The organism is Natranaeroarchaeum sulfidigenes, assembly GCF_017094485.1.
Classification (GTDB): domain Archaea; phylum Halobacteriota; class Halobacteria; order Halobacteriales; family Natronoarchaeaceae; genus Natranaeroarchaeum; species Natranaeroarchaeum sulfidigenes.
The window spans coordinates 1,123,432-1,144,070 of record NZ_CP064786.1; the positions used below are offsets into that span (position 1 = coordinate 1,123,432).

15 protein-coding genes are annotated in these 20,639 nt (G+C 66.0%); 12 read left to right on the forward strand and 3 right to left on the reverse strand.

The window, feature by feature from the left end:
* The 6 genes from cobJ to AArcS_RS05950 are packed head-to-tail and all read left to right on the forward strand — an operon-like array spanning position 1 to position 4,975.
* Positions 1 to 1,104, forward strand: coding sequence for a precorrin-3B C(17)-methyltransferase (gene cobJ, locus AArcS_RS05925; RefSeq protein ID WP_375139637.1), 1,104 nt, complete (start codon positions 1 to 3; stop codon positions 1,102 to 1,104).
* Complete coding sequence (locus tag AArcS_RS05930) at positions 1,094 to 1,348, forward strand: ferredoxin (RefSeq protein ID WP_238479562.1); 255 nt, start codon at positions 1,094 to 1,096, stop codon at positions 1,346 to 1,348. The genes cobJ and AArcS_RS05930 overlap by 11 nt, the downstream gene beginning before the upstream one ends.
* Positions 1,345 to 2,067 (forward strand): cobalamin biosynthesis protein, encoded by a 723-nt coding sequence (locus AArcS_RS05935; protein ID WP_238479563.1) that lies wholly within the window; start codon positions 1,345 to 1,347, stop codon positions 2,065 to 2,067. The genes AArcS_RS05930 and AArcS_RS05935 overlap by 4 nt, the downstream gene beginning before the upstream one ends.
* Positions 2,064 to 3,281, forward strand: a complete 1,218-nt coding sequence (locus tag AArcS_RS05940) for a CbiX/SirB N-terminal domain-containing protein (RefSeq protein ID WP_238479564.1) — start codon at positions 2,064 to 2,066, stop codon at positions 3,279 to 3,281. The genes AArcS_RS05935 and AArcS_RS05940 overlap by 4 nt, the downstream gene beginning before the upstream one ends.
* Before the next feature lie 22 nt (positions 3,282 to 3,303).
* Positions 3,304 to 3,681, forward strand: coding sequence for a DUF3209 family protein (locus AArcS_RS05945; RefSeq protein WP_238479565.1), 378 nt, complete (start codon positions 3,304 to 3,306; stop codon positions 3,679 to 3,681).
* Positions 3,674 to 4,975: an outer membrane protein assembly factor BamB family protein gene (locus AArcS_RS05950; protein ID WP_238479566.1), complete on the forward strand. Its 1,302-nt coding sequence runs from the start codon at positions 3,674 to 3,676 to the stop codon at positions 4,973 to 4,975. Before AArcS_RS05945 ends, AArcS_RS05950 begins: the two co-directional genes overlap by 8 nt.
* Before the next feature lie 5 nt (positions 4,976 to 4,980).
* On the opposite strand, the gene AArcS_RS05955 is transcribed toward AArcS_RS05950, so the two are convergent.
* Positions 4,981 to 7,149, reverse strand: a complete 2,169-nt coding sequence (locus tag AArcS_RS05955) for a VWA domain-containing protein (RefSeq protein WP_238479567.1) — start codon at positions 7,147 to 7,149, stop codon at positions 4,981 to 4,983.
* A 33-nt stretch (positions 7,150 to 7,182) separates the two neighbouring features.
* Here AArcS_RS05955 and AArcS_RS05960 point away from each other — a divergent pair, with 33 nt between their 5' ends.
* The 3 genes from AArcS_RS05960 to AArcS_RS05970 are packed head-to-tail and all read left to right on the forward strand — an operon-like array spanning position 7,183 to position 12,648.
* A complete protein-coding gene (locus AArcS_RS05960; RefSeq protein ID WP_238479568.1) occupies positions 7,183 to 11,142 on the forward strand; it encodes a cobaltochelatase subunit CobN in 3,960 nt (1,319 codons plus the stop codon).
* Positions 11,132 to 11,866, forward strand: a complete 735-nt coding sequence (locus tag AArcS_RS05965; RefSeq protein ID WP_238479569.1) for a precorrin-8X methylmutase — start codon at positions 11,132 to 11,134, stop codon at positions 11,864 to 11,866. Before AArcS_RS05960 ends, AArcS_RS05965 begins: the two co-directional genes overlap by 11 nt.
* Positions 11,863 to 12,648 carry a cobalt-precorrin-7 (C(5))-methyltransferase gene (locus AArcS_RS05970; protein WP_238479570.1) on the forward strand — a complete coding sequence of 262 codons (786 nt, stop codon included), beginning with the start codon at positions 11,863 to 11,865 and terminating at the stop codon, positions 12,646 to 12,648. The genes AArcS_RS05965 and AArcS_RS05970 overlap by 4 nt, the downstream gene beginning before the upstream one ends.
* A 64-nt stretch (positions 12,649 to 12,712) precedes the next feature.
* Here the strand turns inward: AArcS_RS05970 and AArcS_RS05975 are convergent, their stop codons facing one another.
* Positions 12,713 to 14,416, reverse strand: coding sequence for a glycoside hydrolase family 13 protein (locus tag AArcS_RS05975; RefSeq protein WP_238479571.1), 1,704 nt, complete (start codon positions 14,414 to 14,416; stop codon positions 12,713 to 12,715).
* Between the two features lie 106 nt (positions 14,417 to 14,522).
* Between AArcS_RS05975 and AArcS_RS05980 the strand changes: the two genes are divergently transcribed.
* Both AArcS_RS05980 and lipP1 read left to right on the forward strand, forming a co-directional pair.
* Complete coding sequence (locus tag AArcS_RS05980) at positions 14,523 to 15,755, forward strand: MBL fold metallo-hydrolase (protein WP_238479572.1); 1,233 nt, start codon at positions 14,523 to 14,525, stop codon at positions 15,753 to 15,755.
* A gap of 37 nt (positions 15,756 to 15,792) precedes the next feature.
* Entirely contained in the window at positions 15,793 to 16,746 is a 954-nt protein-coding gene (gene lipP1 / locus AArcS_RS05985; RefSeq protein ID WP_238479573.1) for a LipP1 family hormone-sensitive lipase, read from the forward strand.
* A gap of 82 nt (positions 16,747 to 16,828) precedes the next feature.
* Here the strand turns inward: lipP1 and AArcS_RS05990 are convergent, their stop codons facing one another.
* Positions 16,829 to 19,495: a methyl-accepting chemotaxis protein gene (locus AArcS_RS05990; protein ID WP_238479574.1), complete on the reverse strand. Its 2,667-nt coding sequence runs from the start codon at positions 19,493 to 19,495 to the stop codon at positions 16,829 to 16,831.
* Between the two features lie 254 nt (positions 19,496 to 19,749).
* Here AArcS_RS05990 and AArcS_RS05995 point away from each other — a divergent pair, with 254 nt between their 5' ends.
* The gene (locus AArcS_RS05995) at positions 19,750 to 20,604 is read left to right on the forward strand and encodes an aldo/keto reductase (RefSeq protein ID WP_238479575.1); all 855 of its coding nucleotides are present in this window, start codon (positions 19,750 to 19,752) and stop codon (positions 20,602 to 20,604) included.
* Positions 20,605 to 20,639: the final 35 nt, after the last annotated feature.

The window sequence follows — 20,639 nt, forward strand, 5'->3', positions numbered from 1 at the left end:
ATGAGTGACAAGACATGCGGTTCGACCGATGAATCGACGTCCAACTGTGGCGGTAGCGACACTGCGGCCGAAGCGGCGACCAACGAAGCGGCGACTGACGGCGGTGCGACCGAGGCGTCGGGTTCGGCGGCGGAGGCCGCTGAGAGTTCGAGCGCTGACGCTGCCGAAAGCTCGTCATCGAAGTGTGGCGCGAATGCTACGGAGGGCTCGTCCGACTCCTCGAACTGTGGCGCCAGCAGTTCATCGAGCTCGAACGAGTCGTCCTGTGGCGCGCCGAACGGATCCAAGACCGACGAGAAGGTCACCTCGACGGTCGAGGACTTCGACGCCGAGCCGGGTCGGCTCTTCGCAGTCGGCCTCGGCCCCGGTCAGGCGGAGGGCATGACCCAGCGAGCACGTGCGACGCTCATGGAGGCCGAACACATCGTCGGCTACACGACCTACATCGAGTTGCTGCCCGACGACGTGGTCGAGGCCGCCGACGAGCTGTACGACACGCCGATGTGTGGCGAGGTATCCCGGACTGAGGAGGCAGTCGACCGGGCGCTTGCCGGCAACGACGTCGCGATCATCGGGTCGGGCGATCCGAACGTCTACGCGCTGGGGGGGCTCGCCCTGGAGATCATCGAGTCGAAGGGCGCAACGGCGTCGATGCTCGATTTCGAGGTCGTGCCCGGCGTTCCCGCCGCCCAGTCCTGTGCCGCCCGCGTCGGCGCGCCGCTGGTCAACGACACCGTCTCCATCTCGCTGTCGGATCACCTCACGCCGATGTCGACGATCGAGTCGCGGCTGCACGCCGCCGCCAAAGAGGGCTTTACGATCGCCATCTACAACCCATGGAGCCGGAAACGACGAGAGAACTTCCAGACGGCCTGCGAGATACTGCTGGAACACCGGTCCGAGGACACCGCAGTCGGCGTCGTCCACGGCGCTGGCCGCGACGACGAACAGGTCCGGATCGTCGAGCTGGGAGCGCTCGAGGAGCTCGGCGAAACCGATCTGGTCGACATGACGACGACGATTCTGGTCGGCAACGAGGAGACGTACGTCTGGGACGGCCGGATGGTGACACCGCGTGGCTACGAGAGCAAGTATGACTACTGAGCGGTACCGCGTCGCCATCGATCTGAACGCCTGCGACGGCGTCTTCGCCTGTCTCGTCCGGGACGACCGGTTCGTCGAGTCCGAAGAGGGGCTCGCGACGTTCGATCCCGAGGCGGCCGAGTCCGTCGAGCGGACCGACGACACGGTGGCCGCGACGTTCACCGACGACCGAATCGAGGATGCACGGCAGGCCGCCGCGGCCTGTCCGCTGGATGCGATCACTGTCGAGAACGGAGAGCTATGACACCTACCGAGACAACGCCCGACACCCTGCTCGCCGCCCACCCCGAGACGGCGTACTTCTGGGGGCACGTCGCCGCCGGCGGGCACGTGACCGAGGACGGCATCGAGATCGAAACGAGCGACGAGGACGCCGCGCGGCGACTCTCGGCCATCGCCGGCGGCGGAACGGTCGATCACCGGATCGCCGAGCGCGACTTCGCACACGACACGGCCGTCACCCGACAGGAGGAAGCCTACACCGTCCGGATCGACGATCCGTCGCTGGCCGCGAACGCTGGCGGATCGCTCGGCCTCCCGGTGGGGGGCGACCCCGGCGGCTACCGGTTCGACACCCTCAGCGAGTACCGCAAAGCCCTCCTTCGGGGACTGCTGGAGGGCTGTGGCGTCGTTTGCTTTCGCGAATCGGCAAACGCCGTCGGTATCTCCTTTGTCCACGACGACGAGCGGCTCCTCGAAACCGTCCGGCGTCTGCTCGACGCCGAGGGGTACGACGCGGAGGAACTACAGGAGTCGTCCTCCGGCGGCTACTGGTTCGGCGTGGCCGACGGCGACACTGCCCCGTTTGCGGGGTGGGTCTACGAGGGCTCCGGCGAATCGGGGCTGTTCGCGACAGACCGTCGCCAGAAGGCGCTGCGAAGCGTCGAGCGCGCCGAGGGGCTGGCGGTCGGGACGCTGATCGAGCCCGCGGAAACGGACGACACGGAGGAGCCAAAGGCATGAGCCGGACGGCCGACACAGTGGAGATCCGCGAGGACGAAGTCGCCCTGCTCGTTGGCCACGGCTCCCGTCGCGAGAAATCGAACGAGCAGGTCCGCGAACTGGCCGCGGGGCTCGAAGGCCGGCTCGGGGTGCCAGTCGACGCGGCGTTTCTCGAACTCGCCGAACCGTCGATTCCCGAGGCTATCGATGGGTTGGCTCATAGCACGTCCCGGCTAACGCTCGTGCCGCTCTCGCTCTTTGCGGCCAGTCACGTCAAAAACGACCTGCCGCTGGCCGTCGACCGCGCCCGGGCGGAGCATCCGGGCGTCAGGTTCCACGCCGGCGGCCACCTCGGGATCCATCCGGCGATTCTGGACTTGCTCGACGACCGCGCCGCAACCGTCGAGGCGGAACTGGGCATCGACCGCGAGGACGACGACGTGGCGGTCGTGATCTGTGCCCGTGGCTCCTCGGATCCGGACTCGAACGCCGACGTTCACAAGCTCGCCCGCCTGCTGTACGAGGGGCGGGAGTTCTCCCGCGTCGAGGCGGGCTTTATCGGCGTGACGGAGCCGCTGCTCGACGAGGTGTTGCACGACCTCGCCAAGGCCCGACCCGACGCAGTCGTCGTCCTCCCGTACATGCTCGGCGACGGCGTCCTGACGGGGCGGATCCGCGACGGTGCGGACGAGTTCGACGAGGAGTACCCCTACGTCGACGCCGCCGCGGGCGATCCGCTCGGCACCGACTCCCGATTACTGGACGTGCTCTCGGATCGCTGGCAGGAGGCCCGAACGGACTCGGTCGATATGTCCTGTGACACCTGCAAGTACAAGGTCGAACTGGACGGCTACGAGGAGGATACCGGCGGTGCCCGCGCGATGTTGCGGGCGATGACTCACCAGCAGGCCCACGAGGACCGCGAGAACGTCGACGACGAGCCACACGCCCACGACGCCCCCGGAACGCACATCGCCGTCTGTACGAACCAGACCTGTGCGGCCGACGGCGCACCCGCGGTACTGGAGAAGCTCCGCCAGGCGGCACGGGACGCCGACGCGGACGTTCACGTTACGCGCTCGTCGTGTTTCGACCAGTGTGGCGACGGGCCGATCGTCGCCCAGTACCCCGACGGTGTCTGGTACGGCGGCTGCGAGGGCGAGGATGCAGAGCGGATCGTCTCGGCGGCCGAGCGGGACCGAATCGTGAGCGAACTGGTACACCAGACGCTATGACAAAACAGAGAAACCGAATACCATGAGCTGTGACGAAATCGAAGCGCTACGCCTCGGACTGATGAACGTGCTCGGGACGGAGGACGACGCCGTCCGCCAGCACGCAGAACAGGAACTCGGCGACGCGCTCAACGGCGACGGTCCGATCGCCGCGCTGGCGAACGCCGAGTCGGTCGCTGCACTGCAACGACATCTCGACGCCGCGCTCGTCGACCTGGAAGCGGAGGTCGCCGCGGCCGATCCGTCGGACCCGGAGATCGACTATCTGCGCGGTCGACTCGTTGCGGTCCGTGACGCCGAGCGTTCGCTGGCGCGGATCGCCGACTCCGGCGAGACGCTGTTGTCGGATCTTGGCGACTCCCATCACACGCTTCACGAGGTCTTTCCGACGGATGAGTGAGGACGCCGAAGGACGACTCACGTCCCGGCCGCTCGATCCCGAAACGACGGTCGAGCTCCCCGAGCTGACGCCCCGAAGTACGCGCCAGCAGTGGACCCGCTCGGCGCTCGCGTCGTTCGACGATGCGGATATCGAAGACCCCCCGGCGTTCCTCGTCGGCACCGGCCACGGCGTCGTTCGCGCGGTAGACGACGGGGGCACCGAACTGTGGTCGGTCGACCTCGGCGGGATGGCGGTCGCGCTCGAACCGACGCTCGTGGACGACGAGCCGGTCGTCCTCGTCGGGACGCGCGGCGAGACGGCCGTGCTCGCCCTGCTCGACGCGATCGAGGGGAGGGTTCGCTGGAGCCACGACCTCGAAGCCGACCTCGGGAGCGCGACGAAGGAGACGCTGTTTTACTATCCGATGACGGTCGATCTGGCGAGCGACGCAACGGCAAACGGGACCGCGGGAGATCGGCTGTACGCCGCGGCACGTCGGTACGAACGGGACGGCGACGACCGGGACTTCGAGAGCCGCGTGTACGCGTTCGATCCGGACGGCACCGTCGCGTGGACCTACGACGCCGACGCCTCGCCGATCGCGCTCGATCGGCGGGACGATCGGGTCGCGGTCGCGTACAACCGCTGTCACGGTGACCACCAGTGTGGGCTCGTCGTCCTCGACGCCGCGGACGGCGACCTCGATCACACCTGGGATCCCGGCACCGACGGCGGGCGCAGGGTTGGCGACGTCGCACTGGACGACGAGGGCGTCGTTCTCGCGAGCCACGGCGATTATCGGGGCTACGCGCTGGATCGAACCGGCGGGGAACGCTGGCAGGTCGACCTGGGTCGGCCGTTAGAGGACGATGATACCGTGTACACGTATCCGAACCACGTCACGGTCGACGACGATCACGCGCTGTTCGTGACCGGCAACACGTTCCCCGAGGACGGACGGGACACGGACGAACGACACCCGGACGAGCACTCCATGGCCGTCGTCGACCGCGAGACCGGTGATCGCCGCCGAACCCTGGCGGTCGATGGCTGGCTCGGCGGTCAAGATTGGATGGGTGATGAGATAGCTCTCGCCGTCGGGCAACACTTCCGGGACCGAGATCCGGAGACGCACGGATTGCGGTTCGTCGGGCCGGACTCAGGCGAGAACCGACGGTTCGGAACGGACGGTATCGCTGTCGCGGTCGCCGTCAACGACGATCTGGTCGCCGTGCTCGAAGAACCGATCGCATATCACGACGAGGACGATCATCGCGGTGCGCATCGGCTGCGCGTCATCTCGAAGCCGTAGCTAGTTCAGTGGCCATCGACGACAGTCTCGGGCGACAGCGCGGACAGGGGAACCCGCTCCGCGTCGGTCGCCTCACAGACCACATCGAGAAGCCCAGCCCGTGATTCTCCGGCATCCACGGCCAGCATCGAGGCGTCGGTCCCGCCCAATCGACGTGCTGCGGCACGAGTCGCTGCCGTCGGACTCCCGTCGGCTACGTTCGCGCGCCCGTCCGAGACGAGCACGACGAGAGCGCTGTCGGGGTCCTCGCGCTCGATGAGCTCGGTCGCGGCGTCGAGCCCGGCGGGCAGCGGTGTCCGATCCGCCGTCGGCAGATCCTTGAGATGACGGGCGGCGAGGGTGACGCTGGTCGTCGGGGGCAAAAGCACCTCGGCGTCCTCGCCGCCGAAGGCGATCAGCGCCACCTCGTCGCGCTCGGTGTAGGCGTCTTTCAACAGCTCCAGCGCCACGCCCTTCGCGGCACGCATCGCCGGTGCCATCGAGGCGCTGGCGTCGGTGAGAAACACCGTGAGGGTGCGAGCATCGCCCGTCCGGACGGCCTGCTGGAGATCCCAATCGGTCGGCGTCGAACGGCCGTTCCGTGCGGCCGTCCGAACGCTGGCGGCGGTGTCGACCGTGCCGCGGTCGTCGGCCGGTTCGGTCCGCACCGTCGCGCCGCGGCCGTCGACAGAGGGTGTCGCGTCGCCGCGACCGGTTTCGTTTCCTGCAGCGCTTCCCGACGCCGTCGGCGTCTCCAGGTCGGGTGCCGTCGCCTCGCCGACGCCCGCACGAGCACCGCCGGGGACGAGCGGGGTCGCGGAGTCGTCGTCGGCATCGTCCTCGGTGGAATCGCCACCGGGTTCGTCGCCAGTGCCCTCCTGTGGATCGTCCGGTACCGATCCGGGTCGACGATCCGGTTCTGTCGATCCGTCGTCGTCGCTCCCCTCAGTGTGTTCCTCATCGCCCACACCGTCGTTCTCGTCGGCCGTGCCGGAGTTTCCCTCGCTCTCGCCAGCCGCAGCGGAGTTCTCGCTCTCGCCATCTTCACCATCCCCACCGGAGTCGTCGTTCCGTCGATCGTCTTCGCCACCCCCTTCGGTGCTTTCCTCGCCGTCCTCGGCAGAGTCGTCCTCGCCGTCCGCCCGCTCGCCCTCGCCGTCGTCTGCCTCGTCGAACCGGTCGTCGATCACCTCCTCGGGATCCGGAGCGTCCTCGAACGGTCGGCTCCGCATCCGGTGGGCGAGCGCGTACTCGGCGGCTTCGGCGATGTCGGATTCGAGCACCTTCGGACGACCATCGAGCGCGGCGAACGCCCGTGCGGCGCGGGCGGTCGCGAAGTCAGCCCTATGTCCTTCGACGCCTGCGTCGCGACAGAGCTCGACGATCGCGCGTTTGAACTCCGCCGGAAGGTCGGGGCGACGGTCGCGAGCGTCGTGAACGCGCTCGCGGAGAGAGTCGGTTTTGTCGGCGAACTGAGCGTGTAGCTCCCTGCCGTCGCCGTCGTCGAGGACCCGTTCGAGAATCTCGACGCGCTCGTCGGGGTCGTCGCTGCCGGTCACCTCGACACAGAGGTCGAAGCGATCCCGGAGCTGGGGTCGCAGCTCGCCTTCCTCTGGATTCATCGTCCCGACCAACGTGAAATCGGCAGGGTGGGTGACGCTGACGCCGTCGCGTTCGACCCGATTGGTCCCCATCGCGGCCGCATCGAGCAACACGTCGACGAGATGGTCATCGAGCAGATTCACCTCGTCGACGTAGAGCACTCCCCGGTTCGCGCGGGCGAGCAACCCCGGCTCGAACTCGGCGTCCCCGTCGAGGGCATCAGCAACGGAGAGCGTCCCGACCACGCGGTCGCGGGTCGCGCCCAGCGGGAGGGTAACGATCGGGGTCGGTCGCGTCTCGACGGGTGGGTCCGTCCGATCACGACAGTCCACACACTGTGTCGCGGGCACGTCGTCAACCACCGAATCCGGAGGACAGCCGTAGGGACAGTCCGCAACGACGCGCTGGTCGGGCAGCAGGTCGGCCATCGCCCTGACCGCCGTCGATTTGGCGGTCCCTTTCTCGCCACGGACGAGCGCCCCGGCGAGTCCGTCCTCCACGGCGAGGGCAAGCAAGACTCGCTTGAGCGACTCCTGTCCGACGATCGCCGGGAACGGCGTAGAAACCTTTTTGCCCGGCCCCAGATCAACCATACTTGTGTTACCGCAGAGGAGGTTTAATAACTTGTGACGAAGATCGGCCTCTACACGGCGACGGAGAACGAACTCGGGGCAGTACAGGCCGCTGCGGAGCGACTCGACGGGATCGACCTGGTCGTCAGATCCGAAAGCGATCTGGACGACGAGGAAGCGATCGCGTCGTTCGTCGACGAGCTTCGCGACGTGACAGCGACCGTCTTCTGGCTCCACGGTGCCGAGGACAGCATGCCCGGCTACGAGTTGGCGGTCGAGGAACTGCACGACGCGGGCGTCCCACTCGTCGTGAAGGCGACGGGCGATGCCTTCGCGATCGAAGACACCAGCGTACCGGCGTCCGACCGCGACGCCGTCTACGAGTATCTCGAACGGGGAGGGACAATCAATATCGCGAACGCCACCCGGTATCTCGTACGGGAGTACGGTTCCGGAGCGAGCGCGGACGACGCCTGGACCGGCGAGGTCGGCGAGCCGGTCGAGTTACCGACCGAGGGCGTCTATCATCCCGATCACCCGGGCACGGGCTACGAGGAACTCGTCGCGACGTTCGAGGAGAGCGCGCCCACCGTTGGCATCTGGTTTTACGAATCGCACTGGACGCACGAGAACACCCGCTACGTCGACGCGCAGGTGCGGCGACTGGAGGCCCTCGGCGCGAACGCGCTGCCGGTGTTCTGTAACCCGGTTACCGACGAGGAGGGCCAGGAAGACGCCGAGTGGACGGTCGAGAACTACTTCACCGACGACGTGGGCGAGCCGGTCGTCGACGCCGTCCTCTCCTCGTTTATGTTCTCGCTGTCGATGAGCGAGCGCGGTCGGGACGCCGATGACGAGGGCTCCGCCGCGGAGGACGTGTTCCTCGACGAACTCGGCGTCCCGGTCATCCAGACGGTGACGACGATGCGCTCCCGGTCGCGGTACGAGGCCAGCGAGACCGGCGTGATGGGCTTTGAGCTTGCCCTGTCGGTCGCCCTCCCGGAGTTCGACGGCAACGTCATCACTCATCCGATCTCGGGGAAAGAACGGATGGACGGCACGGCAGGCGTCGGCTCAGCGCCGAAACAGCATTTCCCGATCGAGGACCGGGTCGACCACGCGGCGCGACTGGCGGTCAACTGGGCAAAGCTTCGACACACGCCCAACGACGAGAAACAGGTCGCCGTCGTCCTCCACAACTACCCGCCGAGCGACGACGGGATCGGCACCGCCTTCGGCCTCGACTCGCCCGAGTCCACGGTGAACCTGCTAGACGAGTTGGGCGCGCGCGGCTACGATCTCGGCGACGGTGCCTCGTCCGCGCATGGGAGCGGACCGGTCGACGACGGGATGGAGCTCATCGACGCGCTCACCGCACAGCTCACCCTCGACGACCGGTGGGTCGCTCCCGATGACGTCCGGGAGCGGAGCGTCGACGTGGTCTCACCGACACAGTACGACGAGTGGTTCGACGACGCCGCCGAGGGGTTCCGCGAGGGCGTCCTCGACGAGTGGGGCGAGCCGCCGGAGCGACCCTTCGCGATCCCCGGCATCGAGTTCGGGAACGTGCTCGTCACCGTCCAGCCGCCGCGGGGCTTCGGCATGGATCCCGAAAAGGTGTATCACGACTCCGATCTCTGGCCGCCACACGACTACGTCGCCTTCTACGCGTGGCTCCGGCACGAGTTCGCGGCCGACGCCGTCGTCCACCTGGGCACGCACGGCTCGCTGGAGTGGCTGCCGGGCAAGACGGTCGGGCTGCACGCCGGCTCCGCGCCCGACGGTCTGGTCGATGACCTCCCGAACGTCTATCCGTACATCGTCAACAACCCGGGCGAGGGGACCCAGGCGAAGCGCCGTTCGTACGCTGCCGTCGTTGACTACCTGACGCCAGTGATGGGCCGTGCGGGGAGCTACGACGAACTCGCCGAACTGGAGGATCTGGCCCGCCAGTACCGCGAGGCCGGCGGCACGGAGGTCCGCAACGACGAGGGTGCGCGACTGGAGCAGCTCCTTCGCGAGAAAGTCGAGGAGCTCGATCTCGCCGTCGAGCTCGGTATCGCCGGTGAGATCGACGAGCGGGTCGAGGTTCGCGGCCCCGACGAGGCGGGCACGACGCTCGCGGAGGGGGCAGTCGACGGCGACGAACTCGTCGGCGACGCCGACGGACCGGACGAGATCGACACCGACGACCTCGTCGAGCGGATCCACTCCTATCTGACCGACGTGAAGAACACCCAGATCCGGCTCGGGCTACACACGATGGGCGAGCCGCCGGCCGAGGACCGACTGGTTGAGTATCTCGTCGCGCTCACCCGCCTGGAGAACCCCGGCGGGCCGAGCCTTCGCGAGTCGGTCGCCGGCGTCCTCGGCGTCGACTACGATCGGATGCTCGATGCGCCCGGCGAGTACGACGAGCGGCTGGGCATGACCTACGGCGAGGCCGCCGACGAGGTCTACGAGCGGAGCAAGGAGCTGGTCCGCACGCTCGCCGCACACGACTTCGACGTGCCCGAGGCGGAATCGGACGCGAAACCGGGCGATGAGACGACGATGAACCTCATGGTCGTCGATATCGACCCGCTCGGGGACGCCCGGGTCGAGGGCGGCGCCCACGACGACCTCAGAGAGGCGCTGGCGTTCATCTGCGAGGAGGCCGCGCCTCGGGTGGCGGGTGCCGAAAGGGAGATCCCGCGGACGGCCGACGCCCTCGCCGGCAAGTACGTGCCGCCGGGAGGCTCGGGCGCACCGACCCGCGGCGGCGTCGATCTGCTTCCCACGGGCCGGAACTTCTACACCCTCGATCCGCGGAAGATCCCCGCTAAGCCCGCCTGGGAGGTCGGCCGCGAGATCGCCGCGGACACGCTCTCCCGACACCACGACGAGAACGGCGAGTATCCCGAGGAGGTCGGCGTCGTCGCGTGGGGGACGCCGACCGTCCGGACCCGCGGCGAGACCGTCGCGCAGGTGCTCGCGATGATGGGCGTCGAGCCGATCTGGACCGACGCGGGACGGATCGACGACGTGGAGCCGATCCCGCTCGACGACCTCGGTCGCCCGCGGGTCGACGTGACGACCCGCGTCTCGGGACTGTTCCGTGACGCGTTCCCGCAGGCGGCAAGCGTCATCCACGACGCGGTCGACGCCGTCGTCGACCTTGACGAACCCCACGAGAGGAATTACGTCAAAAAACACGTCGAGGCGGAGGCCGAGGAACTGGCCGAGGAGGGCCACGACGATCCCGAATCGGCCGCGAAACACCGGGTGTTCACGACCCGGCCCGGCGGGTACGGTGCCGGGACGAACAAGGCCGTCGACGAGGGGAACTGGGAGGATCGCTCCGATCTCGCCGACGTCTACGTCCAGTGGGGCGGCTACGCGCTCGGCTCGCGGGGGAAAACCACGGAGGCCCACGACGCCTTCGAGCGCCGCCTCGGAACGGTCGAGGCAACGGTCAAGATCGAGGACACGATGGAACAAGACGAGTTCGACTCCTCGGACTGGTATGCCTTCCACGGCGGCTTCATCACTGCCGTCACCGAGGTCTCGGACTCGGAGCCGGCATCTTACGTCGGCGACTCCTCGGACCCGGACAACGTGACCGTCTACACCAACGAGGAGAAAGTTCGCAAGTCGATGCGCTCGCGCGTGCTCAACCCGAACTGGCTCGACTCGATGGAAGAACACGGCTACAAGGGCGCTGGCGACCTCTCGAAGACGGTCGACGTCACGCTCGGCTGGGACGCGACGACCGGCGTCGTCTCGGACCACCTCTGGAACGAGGTCGCCGAAAAGTACGCTCTCGACGAGGATCGGGCCGAGTGGATGCGTGAGGTGAATCCGTGGGCGCTGGAGTCGATTACGGACACGCTACTGGAAGCCGTCGATCGGGGGCTCTGGGACGCCGACGAGGAGACCGTCGCCGAGTTACGCGATCTGAATCTCGACGTCGACGGCGATCTGGAGGCGCGTGCCGCACGCGACCCAGCGGAGGTGATCGGCGATGACGACTGATCGAAACGGACGACGGATCGCCACGGACGGCGGCGAGGAGTTCGAGGAGTACGCCGATCTGGGCGCGACAACCGCGGACGCCATGGCGATCGCGGAGACGAGCATGGACCGGGTTCACGAGCTCGTCCCGCAGGAGCGGCCGAACGATCGATTGCGGGCCAAGTCGGTCCACGCCACCGGCGATTCCGAGTTCCAGTACCTGATGCGCTTCGCGAACGATCCGGTGCCCGCGGGTGCGCGGGCCGTCCTCGACGAGCGGCCGATCGTCACCGACATCACGATGGTGAAATCGGGGATCACCGGCCGCGGCCACGACTGCGAGGTGCGCAAAGCGATCGGCAACGGTGCCGAACTCGCTGCCGAGACTGGGATGACCCGAACAGCGGCGAGCGTCCTTGAACTCGACAGAGAAGGCGTCTACGAGGATGCCATCGCAGTCGTGGGGAACGCGCCGACGGCGGCGCTCGCGCTGGCCGACTGCATCGAGCAGGGAACTCGTCCCGCAGTAGTGGTCGCGACGCCGGTCGGCTTCGTCAAGGCCGCAGAGAGCCGACAGCGGTTGCGGGACGTCGTGGGGGAGTACGATGTCCCGGCGGTCACCAACGTCGGCCGACGGGGCGGCTCCGGGCTCGCAGCCGGGTTGACAAACGAGTTCGTCCACGTCGCTAGCGACGTTCGGAGCGGCGAGACGACGCTAGACGCGCTCGAGGCGGGAGAGCTGTGAGCGACGACGAGTACGACCTCGATTCCGGTCCCGACCCGGCCGAATACGCGGCCACATCGCCGGAACCGCCGGAGCAAGAGGATGGCACCGATCCGGTTCACGCGGTCGGAATCGGTCCCGGTAACTCGGAGTACCTCGTCCCCCGCGGCGAGCGTGCGATCCGCGAGGCCGACGTCGTGGTCGGCTTCGAGACCGTCGTCGAGTTCGTCGGCGATCTGACGGATGCCGACCTGCTGACCTGCGGCTATCGGGACGAGGCGGCCGCACTGACCGAGTTCGCCGACCGTGTCACCGCGGGCGAGCGCGGGACCGCCGTGCTGATGGGCGATCCGAACCACTCGGGCTACCAGTTCGTCGGGAAAGTAGAGCGGGCGGTCGACGAGGCGACCGACGGCGGAGTCGATCTCCGGGTCGTCCCCGGAATCTCCTCGTTGCAGGTTGCCGCGAGCTACGGCCGGACGCCGATGGAAGACACGACCTTCGTCACGCTGCACAAGAGCGGCGACCTCGCCGCGGACCTCGCCCGCCTCCGGCAAGACGTCGGCGAGCGCCACCTCCTCGTCCTCCCGCGTCCGTTCGACTGGATGCCCGGCGACATCGCGGCCAACCTGCTCAAGCACGGCGGGCAGGTCGACGATACCGCGCTCGTCCTCGAACGGCTCACACACGACGATCAGTCGATCACGCGGACGACGCTCGGGGCGCTGGCGGAGCACGCGGGCGGCAGCGGGCCGGAAGAAACCCCGTTCTCCGATCTCTCAGTGCTCGCGGTGCGGCGGTAGCGGAGGGGTCACGCCGTGGCGGTAGCGAAGGGCCCCGCCGTGGCGCTCACACAGAGCGACCCATTCAGAGCCGGTAGACGACCGCCTCGTACGGTCGCAGTGTCGCGCCAGCCGGATCGCGCGGCGACTCCTCGTAGTTGCTCGTGACGATCGATTCCGGCGTGGTGTCGACACTCGCCCCCTCGAAAACGGCCGGCTCGGCCGACCAGTTGAGCACGATCAGGAACGTCCCCTCCGTGCCGGTTCGGGTGTAGGCAAAGAGCTGGTCGTGATCGGGGGCCAAGAGCTCGAAGTCGCCGTAGACGAGCGCGTCCTCGGCAGCCCGCAGGTCGATCAGCCGGCGATAGTACTGCCGGATCGATCCCTGCTGCGCTCGCGCTTTTTCGACGTTGATCGCCGGATAGTTCCCGTTGAGCGGGAGCCACGGCTCGCCGTCTGTGAACCCGGCGTTCTCGGAGTCGTCCCACTGCATCGGCGTCCGGGCGTTGTCCCGGGTCATGTACTCGACGAACTCGCGGACCTCGTCGTAGCCCTCGATCTCGCCGGCCTCGATCAGATCCTCAATCGCGCCGATCGTCATGGGGTCGTCGAGGTCGTCGATCGTGGGCCACTCGGCGTTGGTCATGCCGATCTCCTCGCCCTGATAAATAAAGGGTGTCCCACGACTCGTCAGCAGGAAGGTAGCGAGCAGTGTTGCGCTCTCCCTGTGGAACTCGTCGTCGTCGCCAAAGCGCGAGACGATGCGGGGCTGATCGTGGTTGCCGAGGTACTGGGCGTTCCAGCCGTCGTCGGTGAGATCGGCCTGCCAGCGGCGCATGATCTCTTTGAGCTCGGTGAGCTCCCAGTCGCCCCACCTCTCCGGATCCCAGCGTCCGCGCGGGCCGTTGTCCATGTACATATGCTCGAAGTGAAAGATCATGTCGAGCCCGTCGCCGCTCTCGCCGAGGTAGTCGTCGGCCATCTCGACGGTGGTATCGGCCATCTCCGCGACGGTCATCGCATCGTAGTTCGCGAAGGTCCGCTCGTGGAGTTCGCGCAGGTACTCGTGGATGCGTGGGCCGTGGCCGTACAGTTCGACGCCGGTCGGTTCGCGGTCCCCGGTGGCGTCGGGAAGCCCCTCCGGCTTGGAGATGAAGTGGATCGCGTCGATCCGGAAGCCGTCGATCCCCTTGTCGAGCCACCAGTTCACGAGGTCGGCGACCGCCTCGCGCACCTCGGGGGTGCGCCAGTTCAGATCGGGCTGTTTCTCGTCGAAGATGTGCAGATACCACTGCTCGCGTACCTCGTCGTAGCTCCAGGCCGACCCGCCCATGAACGAGCCCCAGTTGTTCGGCGGGACGGGATCACCGTTTTCGTTCACATCGCCGTCGCGCCAGTAGTAGTAGTTCTCGTAGCCTGCCTCTCGACGGCGGGACTGCTGGAACCACTCGTGTTCGTCCGAGGTGTGGTTGACCACGAGATCCATCACCAGCCGAATGTCGTGAGCGTGGAGCTCGGCAAGCAACTCCTCCCAGTCCTCGATCGAGCCGAACTCGGGATGGATCGACCGGTAGTCGCTGATGTCGTAGCCGTTGTCGGCCATCGGCGACCCGTAGACCGGACAGAGCCAGACGACGTCGACGCCGAGGTCGTCAAGATACTCGACGCGCTCGGTGATCCCCTGCAGGTCGCCGATCCCGTCGCCGTCCGAGTCGTTGAAACTGCGCGGATAGATCTGGTAGACGACCGCCTCCTTCCACCACTCGCGGTCGACCGCTGTGTTGTCCATACCCACCACTCTCCGCGGACGCTTGCAAGCGTTTCGGCCCCCGTCTCCTGAGCAGTCACCGCAGCGAACCGACGAACCAATACCGGGTGCGGCCCAATCGCCGATAATGGATATTCGGTTTCTCGGCGGCGCGCGCGAAGTCGGCCGGAGCGCGATCCTCGTCGACGACTCCCTGCTGCTCGATTTCGGCATGCTGACCGCCACCCCGCCACAGTTTCCGATCGAGACGCCCTCTCCCGACGCCGTCGTCGTCTCCCACGGCCATCTCGATCACGTTGGGACGCTCCCGGCGCTGCTATCGGGAAGGGACCGACCAGCGATTCACTGGACGCCGCCGACCGCGGAACTCGCGGGGACGCTCGCGCGGGATACGCTGAAATTGCATGGTGGGACGCTGCAGTGTCCATTCACCGAGACGGACGTCGGACGGATGACACAGGTCTCGGAGACCCACGGCTACTGCGAGCCCTTCGAGACGGCGGGCTACGAGATCACGTTCTACAGTGCAGGGCACATTCCGGGCTCGGCACACGTGCTCGTCGACGACGGGGATACCCGACTGCTGTACACGGGAGATTTCCACACGGACGATCAGCGGCTCGTCTCCGGAACGACGGCCCGGCCCGACGCTGACGTCGTGCTCTGTGAGAGCACGTACTCGGACGTCGACCACGATGAGAGGGACATTCTCGAAGAGCGGTTCGTCGAGAGCGTCGAGACGACGCTCTGGCAGGGCGGCACGGTCGTCGTCCCCGCCTTCGCCATCGGCCGAACCCAGGAGATGCTGCTGATCTGTGCGGCCCACGATATCCCGTGTTACGTCGACGGGATGGGGAAAGAGGTTACGCGCATGCTCCTGCGCCACCCCGAGTTCGTCCGTGACGCCGAGGCGCTCAGGCGTGCGAAGTCCCACGCCCGCTTCGTTACCGGACGAGACGGCCAACGAACGCGGATTACCGACCAGAAGGCCGTGATCATCACGACCAGCGGGATGCTCAGCGGCGGCCCCGCGATGACGTACATCCCCGAGATCAGGTCGAACCCCACGAACAAGATCACCATGACCGGCTATCAGGTCGAGGGGACGCCGGGCCGGGAGCTGATCGAGACCGGCAGCGCCGAGCTCGACGGCCGGATCATGCCGGTCAGTGCGCAGGTCGAGCAGTACGACTTCTCGGCGCACGCGGATCAGGGCGGGCTCCGGGAGTTTCTGCAGTCCTACCGAGACGTCCCGGTACTGATCAACCACGGCGATCGCTGTGAGGTCTTCGCCGCGGAGCTTCAGGACGAGGGAATCGAGGCGAGCGCGCCGACGCTCGGCGAGACGATCGAACTCTGAGCGTCGGGCTTTTACCCCGACCGCTCCCACGACCGGTATGGAAGCCGACGAGATCGACCCGAACGTCCAGCGGATCCTCGCCCGCCGCGAGCGCGTCGAGCCCATCCTCATGCCCGTCCGCTCTGTGCGCTGGATACGCCTCGTCATGCGCGGTCTGAACTGGGTACAAAACCGAAACCCGCCCGCGGTCGGGGCAACGACCGACCTGACGATCGACGGTCCGGGCGGCGACCTGCCGCTCCGTGTATACGAGCCCGAGGCCGAAGGGCCCCATCCGACACTCGTGTTCTTCCACGGTGGCGGCCACGTCCTCGGGGATCTGGAGAGCCACGACCTGCTCTGTCGACATCTGACCCGGGAGACTGACTGTGTCGTCGTCGCAGTCGAGTACCGCCTCGCACCGGAACATCCGTTCCCGGCGAACGTCGAGGACGCATACCGTGCGACCGAGTGGGTCGCCGAACACGAAGAACAGCTCCACTCAACCGGCGAGCTTGCCGTGATCGGCGACAGCGCGGGCGGCGCGCTTGCAGCCGTTACCTCGCTGATGGCTGCCGACCGCGATGGCCCGGAGATCGACTATCAGGTGCTGATCTATCCCGGTATCAACGTCCGCAGGGAACAGGACTCGGTCCAGGAACACGCCGGAATCGTTCTCGACGAGGCGGATCTGGAGTGGTTCCACGACTGTTATTTCGGTAGCGACGTCCACTTCCGGAACCCCTACGCGAACCCGACCATGGCCTGTGACGTCTCGGGTGTTCCACCGGCGACAGTGATTACCGCCGGGTTCGATCCCCTGCGCGATGGCGCGACGGGCTACGTCGAGCAACTGATCGACGACGGCGTCTCGGTGCGGTATCGCAACTACGAGTCGATGGTTCACGGCTTTATTACGATGCTTTCGGGTTCAGAGTCGGTCGACGTAGCACACGACGCGATCAGAGAGATTGCGGACGATCTGGATGATATGTTCGACGGCACCAGCTGACCCCGACGCCTACCGAGATGTTACATTGTAACATTGTATACAATGTAACTCCCGGACGATTTCAGCCGAATCGATCCGTCACTCAATCCTCTTGATTCTCCTCGACGAACGAGAACATCGACTCGTCGTTCGCTCCGTCGTCCGCCGTGGAGTCCCTGTCGTCTTCGTCCTCGGTCTCACCGGCCTCGTCCTGCCCGCTGTCCGTCACAGGGTCGGCGTCCGCCCCGGTAACTGCGGCAGTGCTGTCGGCCAGTTCGGTATCATCGGCTGGCTCGGCGTCCGATTCGATCCCGTCGGCTGGCTCGGCGCCAACCTCTCTCTCATTGTCCGGGTCGGCGTCGTCGGCTGCCGGGAGCGCCGCCCCGTCGGGGGTCATGGATCCGTCTCCCGTAGAGTCCGTCTCGAAGCGGTCGAGTGCTTCCGAAAGCTGGCTCGCCTGTGAGGTCAGCTCCGAGGCCGATCGCGACACTTCGGTGAGCGCGGTCGTCTGTTGTTCGGCTGCGGCGGCAACGTTTTCGGACTCCGCGGTAGTTTCCTCGGAGATCGTCGCGGCCTCCTCGACCATCGTGACGACCTCTTCGGTCGATGCTGCCTGTTCTTCGGTCGCCGCGGAGATCTCCTGTACGCCAGTGTTGGTCTCCTGTGCGTATTCGGCGATCTCGTCGAGGGCGTCCGCAGCTGCACGCACGGAGTCGGTGTGCGTGGTAATCTCCTCGCTGGTCGTCCGGACTTCCTCGACCGTATCGTCGGTCTGGGCCTTGATGCGTTCGAGTCGGTCCTCGATATTCTCGGCGGCCTCTTTGGTTTCGGCCGAGAGTTCTTTGACTTCCTCGGCGACGACGGCGAAGCCTTCGCCGGACTCGCCAGAGCGGGACGCCTCGATGTTGGCGTTCAGCGCGAGCATGTTGGTCTGCTCTGCGACCTCGGTGATGAACTCGAGCAGTTCGTCGATCTGGGCGACCTCCTGCTGGAGCGCCTCGATCTCCTCGACTGCGTCCTCGCTTTCGGCCTCGATCGTCGCCATCCCGTCGATGGCTTGCTGGGCGGCCTCGCGCCCCTCACGACCCGTCTGTGCGGTGCGCTCGGCTATATCCGCGACATCGTTCGACGACGACGCGATCTCCTCGGTCGTTGCGGACAGGCCGCTCATCTCCCCGCTGACCGTCTGCAGGGATTCGTTCTGTCGCTCCGCTCCCTCGGAGATCTCCTGAATCGATTCAGTGACCTGCTGGCTTGCGCTGTGGACCTCCTCGCTGGAGGCGGTCACCTCCTCGCTCGCCGTGGCGACGTCCGTGGCGAACTGTTTGAGCTCCGCGACGGTAACCTCGATCTCACTGAGCATCGCGTTGAAATCCTCGCCGATCCCCTGCATCTGCTCGTTGTCGGTCTCGACAGTCGCACGGACGGAGAGATCACCGTCGGCCGCTTTTGCCATCACGCTACAGTACTCCTCGGCGGACGCCTGCAGGTCCTGATTGATCCGCTCGATCCGTTCGCGCTCTGTCTCGGCGTCATCGCGTGCTTCCTGAGCTTCTCGGATCTGCGCTCTGAGCGCGTCGCGCATGCTCGCGAAGCCGCCGTACAGCCGACCGATGTTGTCGATCCGTTGCGTCTCGAAATCGACGTCGAGATCACCCGCTTCCATACGTTCGGTCTTGCCGGTTAGCCGATCGATCGCCACAGCGGTGTTCCGGCCGAGTGCGAGCCCGATGATGCCGATGAGGAGCACGCCACCTGCAGTGGCGAAGGCACCGTACGTCGTCAACGTATCGGCGAAGCCAAACGCCTGACTGGACGGGGCGTGGACCATAACAGTCCACTCGCCGTCGGAATCGGGATCGTCCCGCTCGTTGATCGGTGCGTACCCGACCAGATGCTCCTCACCGGCACCCTCTCCCATCGACGGAACGTGTTCGGCGTCGACGAGCATCGATTCACTGGTGGTTCGGGCTGGCAGCTCTCGCGCCTCGGCAAGGGCCGGACTGTCGGACGGATACGTCTCCCCGACCGCCGAGCCAAGGTCGGTGTCGTACATGGTGATCCGATCTTCCTCGTCGACGACCATGGTGTAGGAATCGTCGAGCTCTTCGTTCTCGCTGCCGGACAGGATGACCCCCCCAATCGCCTCGAGGTCGTGCACGGCGACGATACGGAGCTCCTCGGAGATGTCCTGCGAGAACGCAATCGCATAATAGCCGTCACCGGTCGTTCCACCGCTTGCACCCTCGGCTTCGTAGGGTTGCGACACGTCGACATTGCGCCGATCGAACTGTGGCTCCTGCAGCCAGCCGACCGCATCCTCCTCGAAGACCTCTCCCGTGTCGGCGTTCCGCGAGGAGACGACCACCTCGTTCGTTTCCGTGTCAACGAGGTGGATCTTCTGGAGTGTGGACGGCCCCTCACGATCGCTCGTGAACGAAGACAGGTAGCTCTGGAGTTCGTCCGCTTCCTCTTCGCTTATACTGTCCGAACTGCCGTCGGTGGTCTCTTCGACCCGTTTGTCACCCGCAACCGTTCGCACTTCCACGGCGCTCGTCTTGAGCCAGTTATCGACCGCCTGGGCGTCGGCGGTCGTCGTTGCCTCGAAGTCGGCCTCCGTGCTTTGCTCGACCTGGTCCGACATAAGCGCAGTTGCCACACCGCCGATCACAGCGACCGAAAGCGCAAGGAGTATGACGATGATGCCGAACTTCGCAGCGTAGCTTCGTCTGATTCTATCAGGGACGATCATCCGCAATCGATCAAACATATGGATGGGACTATATGGTAAGTAAATAAATGTAATGAATGATTATTTTGACTAAACTTTCGGCTGTATACTGACTACGTACTTCGATTCTAAAATAACAGTAATTTAATAACAATGGATGTTATTAACTCTTTCGGCATGCTGAGTACAACTGATGTTGATAACAAAAGATCTTAGGCAGTTGCTATCGGCACTGCTGTCTCGACGCCTTCGTCGCCGGTACTCATAGGTGAGTGAAGTCCGAACCGTCTGGCATGGTCGAGAATCGAAGCGACACGTTCGATATCGGCGGCGAAGATACAGTCCATCGGCTGGGGTACGGCGCGATGCGGATCACCGGCGAGGGGATCATCGGCGACCCCGAGAACGTCGGGAACGCCCACAACGTGCTTCGGACTGCTGTAGACCTCGGTGTCGACTTCATCGATACTGCCGACTCGTACGGCCCTGGAACCAGTGAGCGCCTGATCCGCGAGGCGCTACTCTCCGATCCCGAGTACCGAGACAGGGTGCTCATCGCCACGAAAGGCGGACTGCTGCGACAACCGACCACCGAGTGGCTCCCGCGCGGTGATCCCGAGTACCTCCGCAACGCACTGCTGTGCTCGCTCGACCGCCTCGGCGTCGAGCAGATCGATCTCTATCAGTACCACCGCCCCGATCCGGACACGCCCTTCGTGGACTCGATCAACACGCTCGCCGAGTTACAGGACGACGGCTACATCAAACACGTCGGCGTCAGCAACGTGACCGTCGAGCAGCTGGATCAGGCTCGCGAGATTGTCGACGTCGCGACGGTCCAGAACGAGTACAACGTCGTCAACCGCAGCGATGAGGACGTTCTGCAGGCCTGCGAGAACTACGATATCGGATTCATTCCGTGGTATCCGCTGGCTGCTGGTGACCTCGGCGAGAAGGCGGATGTTATCGAGTCAGTAGCTGCCGAACATGAGGCGTCTCGGTATCAGATCGCCCTCGCGTGGCTGCTCGAACACTCCGACGTAACGCTGCCGATTCCGGGGACCTCCTCGCTGGAGCATCTGGAGGCAAACGTCGCTGCCTCGGCGATCGATCTGACCGACGATCAGTACGGGCGACTTGCCGAGTAGGTCAGGGCTGCATCCGAAGCGCGTACAGAATCAAC